Raw genomic sequence first — 16,493 nt, 5'->3', positions numbered from 1 at the left:
AAAATCGCTCGCCATTTTAGCGCGGCCTCGGGAGCGGCCTGATCCCGATCGAATCTTGTTGCGCCTGCGCTCTCCAATCCTGAAGTGATCGGAAGCGATTTATGTCAATGCTGAATTTTTCCCCCTATGGTCATTAACCGAACAATTTGAGCCACATCGGGATGGCCAGCAAAACCAGCACGGTGGTGAGGGCGATGCTGGTGGCAATCATGGAGCGATCGAGGTCGTATTCTTCCGCCAAAATCAGGCAAGCAAAGGCCGTGGGCATTCCGGACATCAACACCAGCCCCAAGCGTAATTGCGGATCAATCCCAACCACGATCGCCCCCAGTCCCAACAGGGCCGGCACGGCGATGGTTTTGAGCAGGGCCGGCACGGCCGCCACCCGCAAACAGTCCCACCCTTTCAGTTGACTGAGCCGAATACCCATCAACACAAACGCCGTGGGAATCACCAGCCCCACGGAGCCATGGGACAGGGTTTCGATCCAGGAGGGCAGGGCGATCGGTTGGCTGGCCACCCCAAACCCAAATCCCCAAAGAGAGGGCACGGCGGCCATGGTTTTGACTTGGCCCCAAAGGCTGCGATCGCCCCCTGTGGAACCAAAGGTGCTGGCCACCCACACCCCGAGGCCATAGGTTCCCATCACGTTTTGGGACACTGCGTAAAACGCTGGAAATCCCGCTGAGCTGGCATCCAAAAACAAAGGGGCGATCGCCAAGCCCACAAAACCCGTGTTCCCCAGCATGGCGGAGAGAATATAGCTCCCTCGGGCGGCGGGTTCTGTCCACCAAGGGGCTGCTTCCGGAGCCTTGGCCGGATCGATCACATCGATCGCGAGGTCTGCCCCACAATCTGCCCCACAATCTATTCCACAATCTGCCCCGAAATTTGTCTCCAAATTCGTCACCATCGGGGCCAGGGCGGGCGAGGTGCTGAGGGCGATCGCCGTTGCGAATTTCCCAGAGCCATGCCGCCCCCAAAGGCCCCCCGTCGGGCGATCGGGCGGCATATCAACGCGCAGATCGCGCCTCATCAGGTAATGCAGCGAAGCCAGGCTCAGCAAGGCTCCCAACACCACCGCGAGAGCCGCACCGGCCGGAGCCAGACCCATTTGGCCTGAAAAGTTGGTGTGGCGGGCAAGGGAAAAGACTTCGAGGGGCACACCGACCCAATAGAGCGATCGCCCGACCAGTCGTGGCCAAGAACGGGGTAACCAGGGCCCCAACAAAAGTCCCAACCCTGTCCAAATCAACAGTGGTGTGTAGGCATGTAGCAGTACTTCGGCCATACGGGACTGCGCGATCGCCGTAGGCCAGCCCGGTGCAGGGACGGTGATTTGGGTTTAGGGCCCAAGGCCGATCGACCCGCTCAGCAAGCTGGCGTTTAACCATGGGTTAACCCAATCATCGGATCACTTTAACATCACGTAGATACCAGCGCCCGTCCTTGCGTTGAGCTTCGTAGCGCACTCGCAGCACTTCGTTGTAGGAACCGGCGCGATCGGGCTTGCCATTTTTGAACAGTTTGGCCACTTCCCGCACCTCAGCGGTAATTTGACCGCGATCAGGCTGGTCTGGCGTGGCTTTCACATCCTCCAGCTTCACCTGATGTTCGTATTCCCAGTGCAGTTTTTGGTTGAGGGCATCGCGCGATCGGGCCCGCCAGGTGCGCAACATCGGATCTGCCAAAATTTCCGTGAGGCGTTCTCCCTGGTGTTCGCGGCCCATGGCGGCGGCTTTGGCGCTCAGCCAGGTTTGCACCAGTTGTTGGGCGGTTTCCGGGTTGAGGCCAGGGGCCGTGAGGGCGGTTTCCGGGTTGGGGACTGCGGGCGGCGGCGGAATTTCAATCACGGGCCGATCGAGCTGGACGATCGGTTGTTCTCCCTCCAGGTTGGGCCCCCCTTGGAAGGTTTCGCCCAAAGCTTGGAACACGCGCCAAATGAGGAACGAACCAAGACCAATCACCATAATCCCAACCCCGATCGCGATTGGGAGTCGATCGCCGCCTCCCCCCCGAGTCCGGGCAGGGCGATCGGAACGCTGACGACTGCGACTGGGGCGATCGGCAGGGGGTAACGGAGGCGCGGCTCCCACGCTCGATCGCCCGCTGCTGCCCATGTTGCTGGTTCCTGTGTTGGCTCCCGTGGCCCGGCTGAGGGGAATCACGTTGTTGGGCGGCGGCGCGGAACCCGGAGCCGCAAAGTCCGCAAAGGCCCGGGCAACCGCGCCGGAGTCCTGGGCCGTTGGATCATGCTGGGTGGCTTGGGTTCCCAACTGTTCCGGCAAGGGCAGCGGTCGAATGGTGCTGGCAGTGGGTTCGATCGGGTTGGCGGCCGATGGCACAGGGGTAGGGCGTTGCCAGGGAAACTGGGGCATGTCGATCGACCGGCGATCGCCCAATTCGGCCAGGGCCGCCAAGGTGCGGTTCGATCCCCGGTTTGCTGTCATCGGTGTGGCCGCTTTCACGGAAGCGCGATCGGGAACCACCGTCCATTCATTCTCCGGTGGTTCCCCCTCCGGCAGGGCTTCCAGATAGCTTTGCACCGAAGCATCCGCAAAGTATTCCTTGAGGGAAACACTCCCCTGCACCAAATCCCGGAAATGGGGAAACACCTCATGGCGTAACCAATGTTCCGTATAGGCACAGAGGCCCGGCAACAAATCCGGCGCACCGGCCGACTGCTGACGAATCAGGGCGATCGCTTCCTGTTCTTGGCTTTGGCTCAAGTAGCGCGTGGCTTCTTCGGGCCGTCCCAACAGCAATGCACAAACCGCCTGCTCCAAGAACACGTCCTGACGATTGCCCAACCGACGCAACAGCAAGCTCGCTTGCCGCACAAAGGCCGGCTGTCGTTGCCCAAATCCCCGGGCGATCGCCGCATAGGCCGTCAGGAAGGTGGCCACCGCTGAGGGGCGCTTGGCCTCCGCTTCAAACAGGGCGAGCTGTTCTTCCGTGGTCAAATACACCCGCAGTTGTTGCACAAAACGCAGAAAGTCCTCAACGCCCAAGCCCGATCGGTCATCCCCTTGACCATCAATGCCTTCGCGTTCTTTCAACATGCTGCGCAACAACTGCAAGCCCTGGCGATGTTGCACGCTGTTCTCGTCCGGATGGGCCAACAGCTCCAAAATGCGATAGGGCCGCAGTTTGTACAAATCCGCCTGAATTTCGCCCCGCAAGCTGGCAAACAACCCATGGTGCAACAGCAACTCTTGGGCAATCTTGAGGGAGGTGGCGGCCGGTTCCGCCTGGCCTTGGTGCCACTGTTCGCGGCCCAGTTCTAGGTAGGCCAGCACCACGGTCAGCAGAATGTCTGCTAAGGCCAATTGCGGTTCGCCAAAGCGGCCCGCCTCGATCGTGCCCGGATTGCTCAGGTGGGGATAGCCCAGCTCCAGCACCAGTTCATATTCCCCCAGCTCCTGAAGCAGCAGCAGTGCCCCCACAAACTGGCGCTCATCCAGATCCAGCATGGGGGTTTCCGCGCGATCGGCCGGCGGCTTCGCCCGGCGACGGCCTTGAGCATCCAGCAGCGGCGGAGCCGAACCACCCCCACCGGCCAAAAAGGTTTCATCATAAGCCTGCCGACTGGCGGCCTGACTCAGTTGGCGATAGGCCTCATCGATCAACTGCTGCCGCAGGGTAATGGCGGCCTGGGAATATTCCGGGCGCGGCAGTTGGTCACTCCGCTGGCGATAGGCCTGTTGCAGTTGCGGGGTGGTGGCCTGGATCGGCAAGCCCAAGATTCGGTAATAGTCTAGGGGGATCAGCACAACTGCCACCCTCGCGGTCTAACAACAACAATCAATCGATACCACATTATTTTGCGAACTGACGGCTTTTTGGGGTCTGGATGGAACGGACAAAGGGAGGTTGAACGGTTCTGGTTTGATGGTTTCAGCACAATCGCCTTCAACGCCGGCCCAATCTCGATCGAGCCTCGCAAGATGATCACGATCATTCCCGAGGATTCAGAGCAGCTAGGCGTTATTTGGGCTATTCACGTGGCTGGCCAATCGGCGATCGATCAGACGATTCAGGCGAGCCATCGGTCATCAATCAGGCGATCGACCTTGGACAACAAAACCCTGCATTTCGCTTTTCAATAGTCTAGACAGCGTAAGTCTAGACAGCGTAGCCGTTGATGCCCGTTTCGGGGATATTCTGTTAATTCAAGGCTTCCGGATTCGCTATGGGCAAACGGCACTCGTATGCTAGCCTTTGCGACAAGTATGGGAGATGTAATGGGACCCGTGGACTCGCCACCGTTAAATCTTGCACCGGAGGCCCTCGATAGTTGGGTGATGCGGGTTTTGAACTGGCCAGGCCTGCAAGTGCAAGTGCGCCTAGCGGGAACCCATTTGCACGTGCTTTGCGAAGGGTTGACCTGTCCCGATGCGGCAGTTTTGGAAGCCCGGTTTCGCCAAGGTTTGACCCGATCGCCCCTGCATCAGTTGTCTTGGGAAACCTTGCCCCGGCTGGTGTTGCTCTATGGTCGGCAACTGGGCCAAACCAAGCCGGCCTGGACGCGCTACGTGGTGCTGGAGCCTTCCATGATGGCCACCGCTCCCACCGCACCCCCAATGCCGACGGTTGCCGATGTGATGCAGGCGGCGGATGCTTCGGAGGAATTTGCGGCCCTGCCGTTGCCAGCGACCTCAACACCCGACGCGCCGCCCATCCAGGCCGCTTGGGCCGGTTTGGCCCAGCGGGCCGCCCAGCAGGTGGGTGAAACCCTGAAGCGATCGGGCATTCAAGCCAAGGTGACGGTCAAAATTACCCCCAGCCCCCGGGTGATTCAGGGAGAGCCAAACGGGGCTACGGGCCATCGCCTTTGGGCCATTTGCCAAGTGGCGGAACCGGTGGATTGGGTTGCCCAGGGGCCGGCCATGGCCCTGGCCTTGCGGGAACTGAACCTAGACGGCTTCCGGGATGGCTATGTGTTGGGCCAGGCCGTTGCGGAACCGGAACCGAATTGGATTTTGCGGGTGAACCTGACGGCTCCTCGCCAAATGTTGTTTGATTGGGCCCGCTGGGGGGATGTGCAGGCCCTCTCGCACTTGCTCGATCGCACCTTGGGCAGTCGTTTGGCCCAATCCGTGTCGGCGGTGTTGGAAGAGTCCACGCTGCATGTGTTCGCGAAGCTTCAGGAATCGGCCCTGGCCACGCCCCTGGAGGTGATTAGCACCGTTTCCACCCTGGTGCGGGCGATCGCTCCGCAGGGCATCCATTCCTTGGTGCTCTATGGCTGCCCCGATCGCCCGGAGGCCACGCCCCATTGGGTGGAATGGATGGACTTGCCAGCGGCCAGCCGATCGGACTTGGCCGAGTCCACCCTCACCCTGGCCCAAAGTGATGATCATGCAGCCCAGGTGTTCTTGCTGGAGCGGTTGATTAATCCGCATTTGGATCAATGGATGGCTTCCGGCGGGCTGCGGGTGCAGCTCTGTCGGCGGGGCGATTTGCTGCATGTGATGTTGGATGGGCCCCGTTGCCCCGAACAGGCCGCCGTAACGACCGCCGTGGCCAAGCTGATCCATGATCTGCAAGTGCCGGGCCTATCTGGGGTGCGGATCTATGGCCGGGCCGCCGGCAGCAAACAGCCCCAATGGCAATTTGCCGAAGATTTCACCGCCCGCTCTGGCCGTCTCAGCTCCCATGATGCGGTTCCAGATTTTGTGGGCGCGGAGGCAGCCGTGGCCCGGGCGGCCGAAGCCTCCGCCACCGAATCCCATTCCCCCCAAGGTTCCGATCGGGCCCGTTCCCCAGCGGATTCCCCAGCGTTCGATCCAGAGCTGGATCAGCCCATTGAGCGAGGATCGTTGCAGCCCCTGTCGTTGCCCGGTGCGGGGCGATCGGGCTGGTCTTGGTCTCAGTTTCGGGAACGGGCTTGGTTGGAAGCGCGATCGACCCTCACGGCCACGGGCATTTGGACCACGGACGCGGAACCGGCCGAGTCAGCCACCGCCCATCCCAACACCCGCACTCGGGTTTGGTATTCCGATCGCCCAGAACCGGCCCCATGGCTCCCTCTCCTCAGCGCCGGGGCGATCGGGTGCAGCCTCGTTGTGGGATTGGATTGGATCGCAGCCCGGCCCGAATGGGCCCTGTCTTCGGCCGCCCAAGCCCGCCGTTCCGCCTCGGCCCTGCTGAACCTCTCCAGCGGCCCGGCCGAAGCGGCGGAGGTGCTCCCGGAACCGCCCCAATTTCCCAGTTTCAATAGCCCCCAGTTCGATCGGCAACTTCTGCTCTATCAGCAGTTTGTGCTGCGGGAAGGCGTGCCCGATGTCTTGGTAGTGGGCAGTTCCCGGGCGCTGCGCGGCATCGACCCCGCTCGCCTGCGCGATCAGTTGGCTCGCCATGGCCATCCCAAGCTCAAAATCTTTAACTTTGGGATCAATGGGGCCACGGCCAAGGTGGTGCAGGCGATCGTGCAGGGAATTTTGCCGCCGGAGCAATTGCCCAAGCTCATTCTCTGGGCCGATGGCACTCGCGCCTTTAACAGTGGGCGAGCCGATGCCACCTACCAAGCCATGGCCGCTTCACCCGCTTACCGGGCCCTTCAGCAGGGGAAATTTCCGCGCCCTGTCAGCCCGCTGGTCAGTGCTCCGAGCGGGGCCACAGCGCCACCACCGGAACCGCCCGATCGCCCCGGTAGCCTCACAAGCACCCGCGAAGCTCCGGCCCTGCTGCGTCAATCTTGGTTAGGCTCCACCGTCGAAACCATCCCCACCCCCGAAGATGTGGAAGCTTGGTTGCAGGAGCGCACCACGGGACTATCCCAGGTGCATAGCCGCCGTGATAGTCTCAAGGCCACCCTGCGCGATCGGTGGCAAGGGTGGGATCTATTTGCGTTATTGGGTGCTCGCGAGACCCTCCGTCGGGGTCTCAGTCCTGCCCTGCCCGATTTGGTGCAGGGGGCCCGGGCCCACTTGGGGAAAGTGGCAGCCACGGCCGGTGCAGGGCGTGATGGGGTAGTGGATTTACACGGCTTCTTACCCCTGTCTGTCAAGTTTGATCCTGCTACGTACTATCAAACCTACCCACGGGTTCCGGGGGATTTTGATAGCGATTACCGTAGTTTTTCCTTGGGGGGCGAGCAGTTTGATGCGCTGGCGGGAATTCTGCAATATGCCCAACAGCGAGGAGTAAAGGTAGCTTTTGTGAATGTGCCCTTGACGGATGATTATTTAGATCCACCCCGATCGGCCTATGAGCAAAAGTTTCACCAATTCATGAACTCACAGCCGTTGTTGTACCTCAATCTTTCGCGGCTTTGGGTGAATAAGTATGATCGATTTTCGGATCCAAGCCACCTCAATCGCTACGGGGCCCAGGCCCTAACAGATGCGATCGCCCAGCAGAAAACCATCCCTTGGCCAAGCCCCTAGAGGGTGAAACCTCAGGGACTAGAGAGAACTCTCCGGGGTACGATCGCAAATGTTTGTATAACCAATCAATCTCTCCCATGGGAAAAGACCGGTTGGGTGGATACCCCCAAGCACGATCAAAGCTCCGTTACGGTTGCGCTAGGGTTGGATCCCTTGCGCTTGATTGGCTGAATTCACCGAATTAGCTAAATTAACTAAATTGCTTTGACTGAATTGCTTTGACTGACGGAAAACCGGCGGTGGGGCAATTTCAACCCATCGGTGGCGAATTATTCCTCCTCGGTCTAACAATAAAGTGGGTTGCAAAGGGGCGTTGGGTGGGGAGCTGGCCCTTTGCGGTTAGGCTGAATTCTTGATTTGATTGGTTCCGTTTTGTGTTTGCGCCTCTGCTCCTTTGGGTTGCGCCATCGTCATGACTTTTGCTGGCACTGGCAGTTTTTTGGCATCGTTAACGCGACCCGATCGGGTGGGCTTGCTCACCCAACGGGTTCAGGATCTTCCGGTTGCGGAATTTGTTTGCCTCCTGGACTTCATCACAGCGGAGTTTCAGCAGTTTTTGCGCGCCTTTGATTTGGTCAATAATGCGGCGCTCGAAAGCATCTTGGAGCAAATTCTCGATGCCTTGACCCTCAAAATTGGGCTGATTTTGCAGGCGGAACGCACCACCATTTTTCTGCTGGATCCCGATCGCGCGGAACTCTGGGCCCGACCCAATGGCGATCAAGTGCCTGAGTCCGATGAAATTCGGATTCCTCTGAACGTGGGCATTACGGGCCGATCGGCTGCCACGGGTGAAGTGGTGAACATGGCCAATGTGCAGCAGGCGGCGGGGTTTGAGCTGGCCTTTGATGGTCTGGGCGATCGCCCCACGGAGGCCTTGCTCTGTATGCCCATTCGCAGCACCGATGGGGCCGTGGTGGCCGTGGTGCAACTGCTGAACAAAACCACTGCGCCAGCCTTTGACCGCGAAGACGAGGCCCGCTTTCGGGAATTCGCGGAATCGATCGGGATCATTCTGGAAAGTTGCCAGTCTTTTTATCAGGCGGCTCGCAACCAACGCGGGGTGGCGGCGCTGCTGAAGGTCACCACCCTGTTTGCCCAAACGGGCCTGGAGTTGGATCGGGTTTTGCAGGCGGTGATGGCGGAAGCCCGCGACTTTATGCAGGCGGAATATGGCACGTTGTACCGGCTCGATCGGGACACGGGCCGGCTGCGCACCACCTTTGAAGACGGGCGATCGTTGGAGGTGTCGAGCGATCGAGGTTTGGTGGGCCATGTGGTGCGCAAGGGACAGCCCCTGAACCTGAGCCATGCCCCTTCCCATGAAGATTTTGATGCCCTGCTCGATCGCCCCCATGGCCTGAACACTCGCAATGCCCTCTGCTTGCCGATCTTTGACCCCTCGGGGCAACTGATTGGCGTGAGTCAACTACTCAACCGCAAACAGGGCAACTTCACCGCTTCCGATGAAGCCTTTATGCGGGCCTTCAACACCCAGGCCGGCATTGCCCTGGAAAACGCCCGTCTCTTTGACAGCGTACTCACGGAACAGCAGTACCAAAAAGACATCCTGCGCAGCCTGTCCAATGGCGTAATTTCCACCGACCTGCAAGGGCGAGTGGTGACAATCAACGAAGCCGCCTTGGAACTGCTGGGCTGTCCGGTGCGGCGGGATGGGATGGCGGGCCGCCGCAGCATCCAGACCATTTGGGAACAGCAACTCCTGAAACGGCCCGTGTGGGAAATTATCCCGATCGAGTCCTTGGAAACACGCTTGAAAGACAGCCTCAGCACTGGCGCACGCCATCGGGTTCCTGAGCAGGCCCTGCGGGTCGGGCGCTACTTCAGCCCCCAAGAGGGAACCGTCTGGGTTGTGCCCCAGGGCAACAATCAAGTGCGGCTGTGGAACGATCCGGCCCGCCCGCTGGAGTATCTGAATCCCGATGATATGCAACTGTTCGATCGCAACGTCAACCTAGCCGTGAATCCCCTGACGGATTTGGATGGCAAAGTGCGGGGCGGTTTGGTGGTGTTAGAAGACATCAGCCGCGAACAACGACTCAAAGCCACCATGTCTCGCTACATGACCCCTGAAGTGGCCGAACGGGCCGTGGAACTGGGGGCAGACATGCTGACCGGTGAGCGCAAGGATGTGACGATCCTGTTTTGCGATATCCGGGGCTACACCAGCTTGGCTGAGGCTCTGGATGCCACGGAGGTGGTGGCCCTGCTGAATCAATATTTTGAAACCATGGTGGAGGCCATTTTCGATCGCAAGGGAACGCTCGATAAGTTCATTGGCGATGCGCTGATGGCGGTCTTTGGTGCGCCGTTGCCCCTCGAAGAGGACCACGCTTGGCTAGCGGTGCTGACGGCTTTGGATATGCGCGATCGCCTGAAAGTGTTTAACCGAGCCTTGGTGGCTACCGATCGACCGCCCCTTCGGGTTGGCATCGGCATCAGCTCCGGCGAAGTGATTGTGGGCAACATCGGTTCCCGACGGCGCATGGACTACACCGCGATCGGGGATGCCGTAAACGTCAGCTCCCGCCTGGAAGGGCTGACCAAAGAATATGGCTGTGACATCATCCTCAGCGAAGCCACCTACGAGCGCTGTGCCGATCGGCTCTGGGTGCGCGAACTCGATCGGGTACGGGTGAAAGGCCGCACCAAACCAATTCGCATCTTTGAACTGATTGGCGATCGCGCCCGTCCCCTCTCCTTTGAAGATGAAACCTTCCTGGAGCAATACGAACTGGGCAAAGAAGCCTTTAACCGCTTCCATTTCCACAAAGCCATGGTGCATTTTGCCGCCGCCCAACAACTGCGGCCCCATGATCATTCCGTGAAACTCCATATAGAACGGGCAACCCAGTATCTGGATTGCCCGCCCCCGGAATATTGGGATGGGGTGTTTAATACCCCCAACATGTAGTCCACAAGATCGCCACGGTGGCATCAGGGTTTTGGGCGATTGAACGACCAGCCCAAAACGCCTTGCCCTCAACGATCTCGTTACGCCGGTAGCACTCTCGGGTTAACCCACCCCAAGAACCGGTCGTGAGTAACCCGAATAACCGTCGTGCGACCAGTGCTATTCGGCGCAGCGTTCCTACTAAATGCGGTTGTCCAACAGTTTCTTCGTGGCTTCCACAATTTGGGCCGGCTGCACGATCGTCAGATTCTCCAACATCCCGTTATAGGGCGTGGGAATATCCTGCGAAGACAACCGTACCGGCGGCGCATCCAAATCATCAAAGCATTGTTCAATGATTTGGGCCGTCAATTCTGCCGCAATGCCGCCCGTCTTCATGCATTCCTCCACAATCAGCACCCGATGGGTCTTGCGCACCGAAGCGGCGATCGTGGCCATATCCAACGGCTTCAGGGAAATCAGGTCAATCACTTCCGGATCGATCCCTTCCTTCTCCAGGGTTTTCACCGCCTGCATCACGTGGTGGCGCATCCGGGAGTAGGTGACGATCGTGATGTCTTCGCCCGATCGCACCATTTCCGCCTTGTCCAGCGGCAACAGATATTCTTCGTCCGGCAGATCTTCCTTCAGGTTGTAGAGCAGCACATGCTCAAAGAACAGCACCGGGTTGTTGTCACGAATTGCCGACTTCAACAGACCCTTAGCGTTGTAGGGCGTGGAGCAAGCCACAATCTTCAACCCCGGAACCGCCTGGAAATAGGCCTCTAGGCGCTGGGAATGTTCTGCCCCCAACTGGCGACCCACCCCGCCGGGGCCCCGGATCACCATCGGAATCGTGAAATTACCGCCGGAGGTGTAGCGCAGCATCCCAGCGTTGTTGGAAATTTGGTTAAAGGCCAGCAACAAGAAGCCCATGTTCATGCCTTCCACGATCGGGCGAAGACCCGTCATGGCCGCACCCACAGCCATTCCCGTAAAGCTGTTTTCCGCGATCGGAGTGTCCAGCAGCCGCAGATCGCCGTATTTCTTATACAAATCCTTGGTGACCTTGTAGGAGCCGCCATAGTGACCCACATCTTCTCCCATCACCAACACCCGAGGGTCACGGGCCATTTCTTCGTCGGTTGCTTCACGAAGGGCGTTGAAGAAAATCGTTTCTGCCATCGGTTTGTTGTGGAATTCGTTGTGGAAGTTGAATCAAGGTTGGCTCAGCGGGGTTTATTGTACCGCCAAGGTTGCGCCCGATCGCGCCTAACTCCGGCCGTGGGGCCCCAAATCCCGTCACGGTTTGTTCAAAAATCAACCTTAACGATCGCCCCCAACCCACAGAAACCAAGCCACAATACGAGGCAACGCGCACTGCAAACCGCGCCACCGTAGATCGCGAAATCGCGCCACCGCAAAGCGCACCCCAAACCCCGCGCTCGCTAGGGTTTTGATTTTTAGGGTTTTGACTTTTTAAGGACGGATTCACTATGGGCCTACTCGACAGCGTGTTTCGGAAAGCAACTCCCGACGGGACGATCACCCTGTCTTCGCCCGAGGCGTTTGCGGCGATTTTGGTGATTGCCATGGCCGCCGACGGTTACGCCACCGATGAAGAAGTGCGCACCCTTCGCGACAGTCTCTATCGAATGCAACTGTTCAAGCGCTTTGACGAAGAGCACATGGCCAAAATGATCGACAAACTCTTGGGCATCATGCAATCCCGAGGGCCCGATGCACTGTTTCAAGGGGCCCAAGTGGCCTTGCCCGAAGACCTGCGCGAAACCGCCTACGCCGTGGCCGCCGACATGACCCTCACCGACGGAACCTTGGACGCTTCCGAGCAAGAATTTCTCACGGAACTGGCCAGCGCCCTCGCCATTTCCCCCCAAACCGCTGAGTTGTTGATCACCGCCATGACCATCAAAAATCGCGGCTAAGCAAAGATCGCGGCTAAGGCTGAGGCCAACAGGTCAGCAGCCCAAGAATCGCGATCGGGGGTAGGCCACCCTAGAAGCGCAGCAGTTTTTGAGGGCGAATCCGAGGGCTAATCAACGGAGCGATTGACCACCGCCCCAGAAAGATTCCCCCAAAAGCTCGTTTGGGGAGCACCGTTTGCTAGGCTGGCTTTGCACCGAAATGCAATCTCCAACGTTCCTCAATGGGCGCGACTTTAGAACAAATTGCCAGCTACCTCGATCGCCGGGGTTGGACCTACGACATTGACCACGAGCGATCGTGGATTGTCACCGCCGTTCAGGCCGACAACCTCGATGACTTTCAATTGGTGGTGCAGCTCGAAGAAGAAGGGCGTTTTTTCAAGCTGTTTGCGCCCCAGGTCATCAGCGGCATTCAAAACCACCCCCACAAAGCCGCCATTTTGCAAACCATGCTGAGCATTTCCTGGGAAACCAAAATGCTCCAGTGGGAATATGACCCCTCCGATGGAGAAATTCGAGCCATCATTGAGTTTCCCCTGGAAGATGCTCCCCTCACGGAAAAACAATTTAACCGCTGTTTGGTGGGGCTGATTCAAATTGTTGATGATTTCGCCATGCCGCGCCTGATGGCCGTTATGGAAACAGGGCTGGACCCAAACGATGAGGAGGCTGGGGAGCGGCTGTTGTTGGCCCTCCAGGAAGAGGCCCCCGGCCTGCTGGGCATGTTGGAACGGGCCATGGAGGCTCGCAAACGGCGCGGCTTGTTCCCTTGAAGAACCAACGGCGCGATCGATCCAGCGAGGGATCGGCACAGGAGCGAGAGGAGGAGTGATGATCAACACGGCAAGGGGCGATCGGGTGGATATGGCTCCCGTCACGATCGCCATCATTGGTGCGGGCGTTTGGGGAGCGGCCTTGGCCCGGCTGGCGCGGCAAAATCCCCAGGCGATCGTGCGGCTGTGGTCGCGGCGAAGTCCCGAGAGTCTGGCGGAGGCGATCGGGGGAGCCAACTTTGTCCTGTCGGCGGTGTCGATGAAGGGGGTAAGCGACTCGATCGCCCGGTTAGCGGCCACGGAGATGCCCCCCTCCACGGTATTGATCACCGCCACCAAGGGGCTGGATGCCCAAAGCCACCAAACGCCTTCTCAGATGTGGCATTCGGCTTTTCCCCAGAACCCGATCGTGGTGTTGTCGGGGCCCAATCTCTCCCAGGAAATTGAACATGGGTTGCCGGCCGCGACGGTGGTGGCCAGCTATGACCAAGGGGCGGCCGAAGCAGCCCAGCGGCTTTTTGCCTCTAATGTGTTGCGGGTTTATGCCAACCTCGACCCGATCGGGACGGAATTGGGCGGAACCCTCAAGAACGTAATGGCGATCGCGGCGGGAGTTTGTGACGGTCTGCAATTGGGAACCAACGCCAAGGCGGCCCTCCTGACCCGGGCCCTACCAGAAATGATTCGGATTGGCACGCATTTGGGAGCCCAAGCGGAAACATTCTTTGGGCTGGCGGGTTTGGGCGACTTGCTGGCCACCTGCAACAGTGCGCTCTCGCGTAATTACCAGGTGGGCTATGGGCTGGCCCAAGGGAAACCCCTCGATCGCGTCCTGGCGGAAATTCACAGCACCGTGGAGGGGATCAACACCGTGGAAGTGTTGGTGGCCATTGCCCGCGAGCAACAAATTCCCGTCCCGATCGCCCGTCAAGTCCATCGCCTGCTGCATGGCCAAATCACGCCACAGCAGGCCGTGCGCGCCTTGATCGATCGCGACCTCAAGCAAGAATTTGAAGACGAGCTACTCTGAGCCAGCGGCCCGTGAATCTCCAACTCAGCCCCAGTTCAGCCCCAACTCATTCCAAGTCCCACAAGCCAACCGATCGCCCCGCCAAGCACTCGCCAAATTGCCCGTAAAATAAGGATTGGCTCATGGCTTCCAGGGCCGGCGTTTCCCAACTCAACGCCCCTTGCCCAGGCGATCGCCTTTCCCTCGCCGGTTGAAATCACCGTTGAAATTCCCATGCAAGACTTTTTGAATAACGTTTTACGCTATCCCCGCTTTCTAATTAGCTTCAGCCTGGGCGTGGTGCTCACGCTGCTCTCGCCCTTTACGGGATTAATGAAAGACCGGCGATCGGCCATTGCCGTGGGCTGCTTATTTGCCTCTGCCTTGGGATTTGTGTTCTTCACGCTGCGGGCCATGTTGGGCTTGGCGGAAGTTCAATAAAATTCAACGGCAAAACTCAGCGGCAAAATTTAACGGCCAGCGTTTTCGCGGCATTTCGACTGCATTTTTGGAGAATTGAGCAATGGCTACAAACCGGCGAGTCGCGCGGGTGGCGGAAATGATTCGGCGCGAAGTCAGCCAGATGCTGATGAATGATATCAAGGACGATCGGGTGGGGCTGGGGATGGTCAGCGTCACCGATGTGGATGTGTCCGGCGATTTGCAACATGCCAAGATTTTTGTCAGTGTCTATGGCACGACGGAAGCTCGCGAAGCCGCCATGGCCGGTTTACGATCGGCTACTGGCTATGTGCGCAGTGAGTTGGGGCAGCGGGTGCGGCTGCGACGAACCCCGGAAGTGATTTTTATCGAAGATAGTTCGATCGAGCGGGGAAGCCGCGTTCTCAGTCTTTTGGAACAGCTTGAACAACACCGCAAAGAACATCCCCTAGACTTGGAGACGGATCACCAAAATGGGGCCGATGCAGCCTTAGTTGATGTTGATGATGAACTAGATGACGACCTAGATGATGAATTCGATGATGAGCTGGACGACGAATTTGAAGACGAATTCGACGATGAAGAGTTGGATTTCAAAAATTAACTAAATGCAGAAAATGCAGAATTGATGTTGATCATCGGTACTCGTCAGTGACCGATCGCCTTGCTAGCCAAACCACAGTTTATTGGTTTAAACGGCCTCGGCACGCAGGGCGATCGGCAACTCAATGCAGAATTCAGCCCCCACTCCCTTGGCTGACTCAACAGTTAATTGCCCGTGGTGATGATTCACGATGATTTGATAGCTACTGGCTAAATTTAAGCCCACCCCTTGCCCGATCGGTTTTGTGGTGAAGAAGGGGTCAAACAATTGGCGCTGAACTTCTGGGGAAATTCCCACCCCGTTGTCCCGAATTCGCACCTGAATGGTGGTGGGGCTGGTGCGTTCGGTACAAATCCAAATCGTCGGATCTTCTTGAAGTTGCTGTTTTTGCACCGCAGAACTCAACGCCTCGATCGCATTATTCAGAATATTCAAAAAAACCTGATTCACCTGGCCCGCATGGCACTTCACAGGCGGCAAATCTCCATAGGTTTTAATCACGCGGATTTTTAAATCGGCTAGGGGTTGATTCAGCAACAGCAAAGTGCTGTCCAGCCCATCATGCAAGTTCACCGACTTAATTTCGGCTTCTCCTAATCGCGAAAAAATGCGCAAAGCCAGAATAATTGACTGAATGCGATCGACCCCGTTTTGCATCGCATCCACCAGTGATTTAAAGTCACGGGCAATGAACTCTAAATCAATTTCTTTCAGAATCCTTTGCACCGACTCCGGTGGATTAGGACAAGCCGCTTGATACTGATCCAGCAACTCAAACAGCGTGGCCAAATACTCCCTTGCAGGCGACAAATTACCCGCAATAAAACTCAGGGGATTATTAATTTCATGGGCCATTCCCGCAGCCAACTGACCAATGCTGGCCATTTTTTCCTGCTGCAACAGCCGCAAATGGGTTTGGCGCAATTCTTCCAAAACCCTTTGCAGGGTTAAGTTTTGGGCAAGAAGACTCTCCTGGGCCCGCTTCAGAGCAAGCTGATTTTCAATGCGGGCAATGACTTCTTCTAACTGAAAAGGCTTGGTGATGTAGTCAGCGCCGCCCATTTGAAAGGCTTGCACTTTATCCTGGGCACTATCCAGGGCGCTCAAGAAAATAATTGGAATCTTTTTAAGCTGATCATTTTCCTTGAGGACTCGACAAACTTCATAGCCATTCATGCCCGGCATGTTGATATCCAACAGAATCAAGCTGGGCGGATCGGCATGGATTGATTGCAAAGCCATGGGGCCATTGAGGGCCTTGCGAACCAAGTAACCCTGTTCTACTAAGAGGGACGATAGGAACTGAATGTTGGCGATCGTGTCGTCAACAATCAGAATGTCCTCTTTTGTGTCCGATTGGGTAGACATCGCGGGTGCAACCGTGGCATTCATCGGCAAAACTCAGGAAATAAATA

General features: G+C 57.9%; 11 protein-coding genes. 7 read left to right on the top strand and 4 right to left on the bottom strand.

What is annotated here, in order from left to right:
- Positions 1 to 133: 133 nt before the first annotated feature.
- Both H6G53_RS16810 and H6G53_RS16805 read right to left on the bottom strand, forming a co-directional pair.
- A complete protein-coding gene (locus tag H6G53_RS16810) occupies positions 134 to 1,291 on the bottom strand; it encodes an AEC family transporter (protein ID WP_190534936.1) in 1,158 nt (385 codons plus the stop codon).
- Positions 1,292 to 1,406: 115 nt separating this feature from the next.
- The gene (locus H6G53_RS16805) at positions 1,407 to 3,773 is read right to left on the bottom strand and encodes an IMS domain-containing protein (protein ID WP_190534933.1); all 2,367 of its coding nucleotides are present in this window, start codon (positions 3,771 to 3,773) and stop codon (positions 1,407 to 1,409) included.
- 480 nt (positions 3,774 to 4,253) lie between these two features.
- On the opposite strand from H6G53_RS16805, the gene H6G53_RS16800 reads away from it, so the two are divergent.
- The gene (locus H6G53_RS16800; protein WP_190534930.1) at positions 4,254 to 7,391 is read left to right on the top strand and encodes a hypothetical protein; all 3,138 of its coding nucleotides are present in this window, start codon (positions 4,254 to 4,256) and stop codon (positions 7,389 to 7,391) included.
- 412 nt (positions 7,392 to 7,803) lie between these two features.
- Entirely contained in the window at positions 7,804 to 10,326 is a 2,523-nt protein-coding gene (locus H6G53_RS16795; protein ID WP_190534927.1) for a GAF domain-containing protein, read from the top strand.
- Positions 10,327 to 10,506: 180 nt separating this feature from the next.
- Here the strand turns inward: H6G53_RS16795 and H6G53_RS16790 are convergent, their stop codons facing one another.
- Entirely contained in the window at positions 10,507 to 11,490 is a 984-nt protein-coding gene (locus H6G53_RS16790) for an alpha-ketoacid dehydrogenase subunit beta (RefSeq protein WP_099531451.1), read from the bottom strand.
- A 311-nt stretch (positions 11,491 to 11,801) separates the two neighbouring features.
- On the opposite strand from H6G53_RS16790, the gene H6G53_RS16785 reads away from it, so the two are divergent.
- From H6G53_RS16785 to rbfA, 5 genes are all read left to right on the top strand, one after another.
- On the top strand, positions 11,802 to 12,251 hold the full coding sequence (locus tag H6G53_RS16785) for a tellurite resistance TerB family protein (RefSeq protein WP_190534924.1): 450 nt from the start codon (positions 11,802 to 11,804) through the stop codon (positions 12,249 to 12,251).
- A 221-nt stretch (positions 12,252 to 12,472) separates the two neighbouring features.
- Entirely contained in the window at positions 12,473 to 13,024 is a 552-nt protein-coding gene (locus tag H6G53_RS16780; protein ID WP_190354885.1) for a hypothetical protein, read from the top strand.
- A 58-nt stretch (positions 13,025 to 13,082) separates the two neighbouring features.
- Entirely contained in the window at positions 13,083 to 14,054 is a 972-nt protein-coding gene (locus H6G53_RS16775; protein ID WP_234406415.1) for an NAD(P)H-dependent glycerol-3-phosphate dehydrogenase, read from the top strand.
- Positions 14,055 to 14,267: 213 nt separating this feature from the next.
- Entirely contained in the window at positions 14,268 to 14,474 is a 207-nt protein-coding gene (locus H6G53_RS16770; RefSeq protein ID WP_099531454.1) for a DUF751 family protein, read from the top strand.
- Positions 14,475 to 14,556: 82 nt separating this feature from the next.
- Positions 14,557 to 15,078 (top strand): 30S ribosome-binding factor RbfA, encoded by a 522-nt coding sequence (rbfA, locus tag H6G53_RS16765; protein WP_190534919.1) that lies wholly within the window; start codon positions 14,557 to 14,559, stop codon positions 15,076 to 15,078.
- 87 nt (positions 15,079 to 15,165) lie between these two features.
- Here the strand turns inward: rbfA and H6G53_RS16760 are convergent, their stop codons facing one another.
- On the bottom strand, positions 15,166 to 16,470 hold the full coding sequence (locus tag H6G53_RS16760; protein WP_199291530.1) for a response regulator: 1,305 nt from the start codon (positions 16,468 to 16,470) through the stop codon (positions 15,166 to 15,168).
- Positions 16,471 to 16,493 lie beyond the last annotated feature (23 nt).

The organism is Limnothrix sp. FACHB-406, from assembly GCF_014698235.1.
Lineage (GTDB): Bacteria > Cyanobacteriota > Cyanobacteriia > CACIAM-69d > CACIAM-69d > CACIAM-69d.
The sequence above is the reverse complement of the archived record's forward strand: the minus strand, read 5'-3'. Positions and strand labels throughout refer to the sequence as shown.

What these genes read in the sequence shown, in the direction of transcription:
- H6G53_RS16810 (WP_190534936.1), bottom strand. Translation starts at nt 1,291, where the DNA reads ATGGCCGAAGTACTGCTACATGCCTACACACCACTGTTGATTTGGACA.
- H6G53_RS16795 (WP_190534927.1), top strand. Translation starts at nt 7,804, where the DNA reads ATGACTTTTGCTGGCACTGGCAGTTTTTTGGCATCGTTAACGCGACCC.
- H6G53_RS16790 (WP_099531451.1), bottom strand. Translation starts at nt 11,490, where the DNA reads ATGGCAGAAACGATTTTCTTCAACGCCCTTCGTGAAGCAACCGACGAA.
- H6G53_RS16785 (WP_190534924.1), top strand. Translation starts at nt 11,802, where the DNA reads ATGGGCCTACTCGACAGCGTGTTTCGGAAAGCAACTCCCGACGGGACG.
- H6G53_RS16780 (WP_190354885.1), top strand. Translation starts at nt 12,473, where the DNA reads ATGGGCGCGACTTTAGAACAAATTGCCAGCTACCTCGATCGCCGGGGT.
- H6G53_RS16775 (WP_234406415.1), top strand. Translation starts at nt 13,083, where the DNA reads ATGATCAACACGGCAAGGGGCGATCGGGTGGATATGGCTCCCGTCACG.
- H6G53_RS16770 (WP_099531454.1), top strand. Translation starts at nt 14,268, where the DNA reads ATGCAAGACTTTTTGAATAACGTTTTACGCTATCCCCGCTTTCTAATT.
- rbfA (WP_190534919.1), top strand. Translation starts at nt 14,557, where the DNA reads ATGGCTACAAACCGGCGAGTCGCGCGGGTGGCGGAAATGATTCGGCGC.
- H6G53_RS16760 (WP_199291530.1), bottom strand. Translation starts at nt 16,470, where the DNA reads ATGAATGCCACGGTTGCACCCGCGATGTCTACCCAATCGGACACAAAA.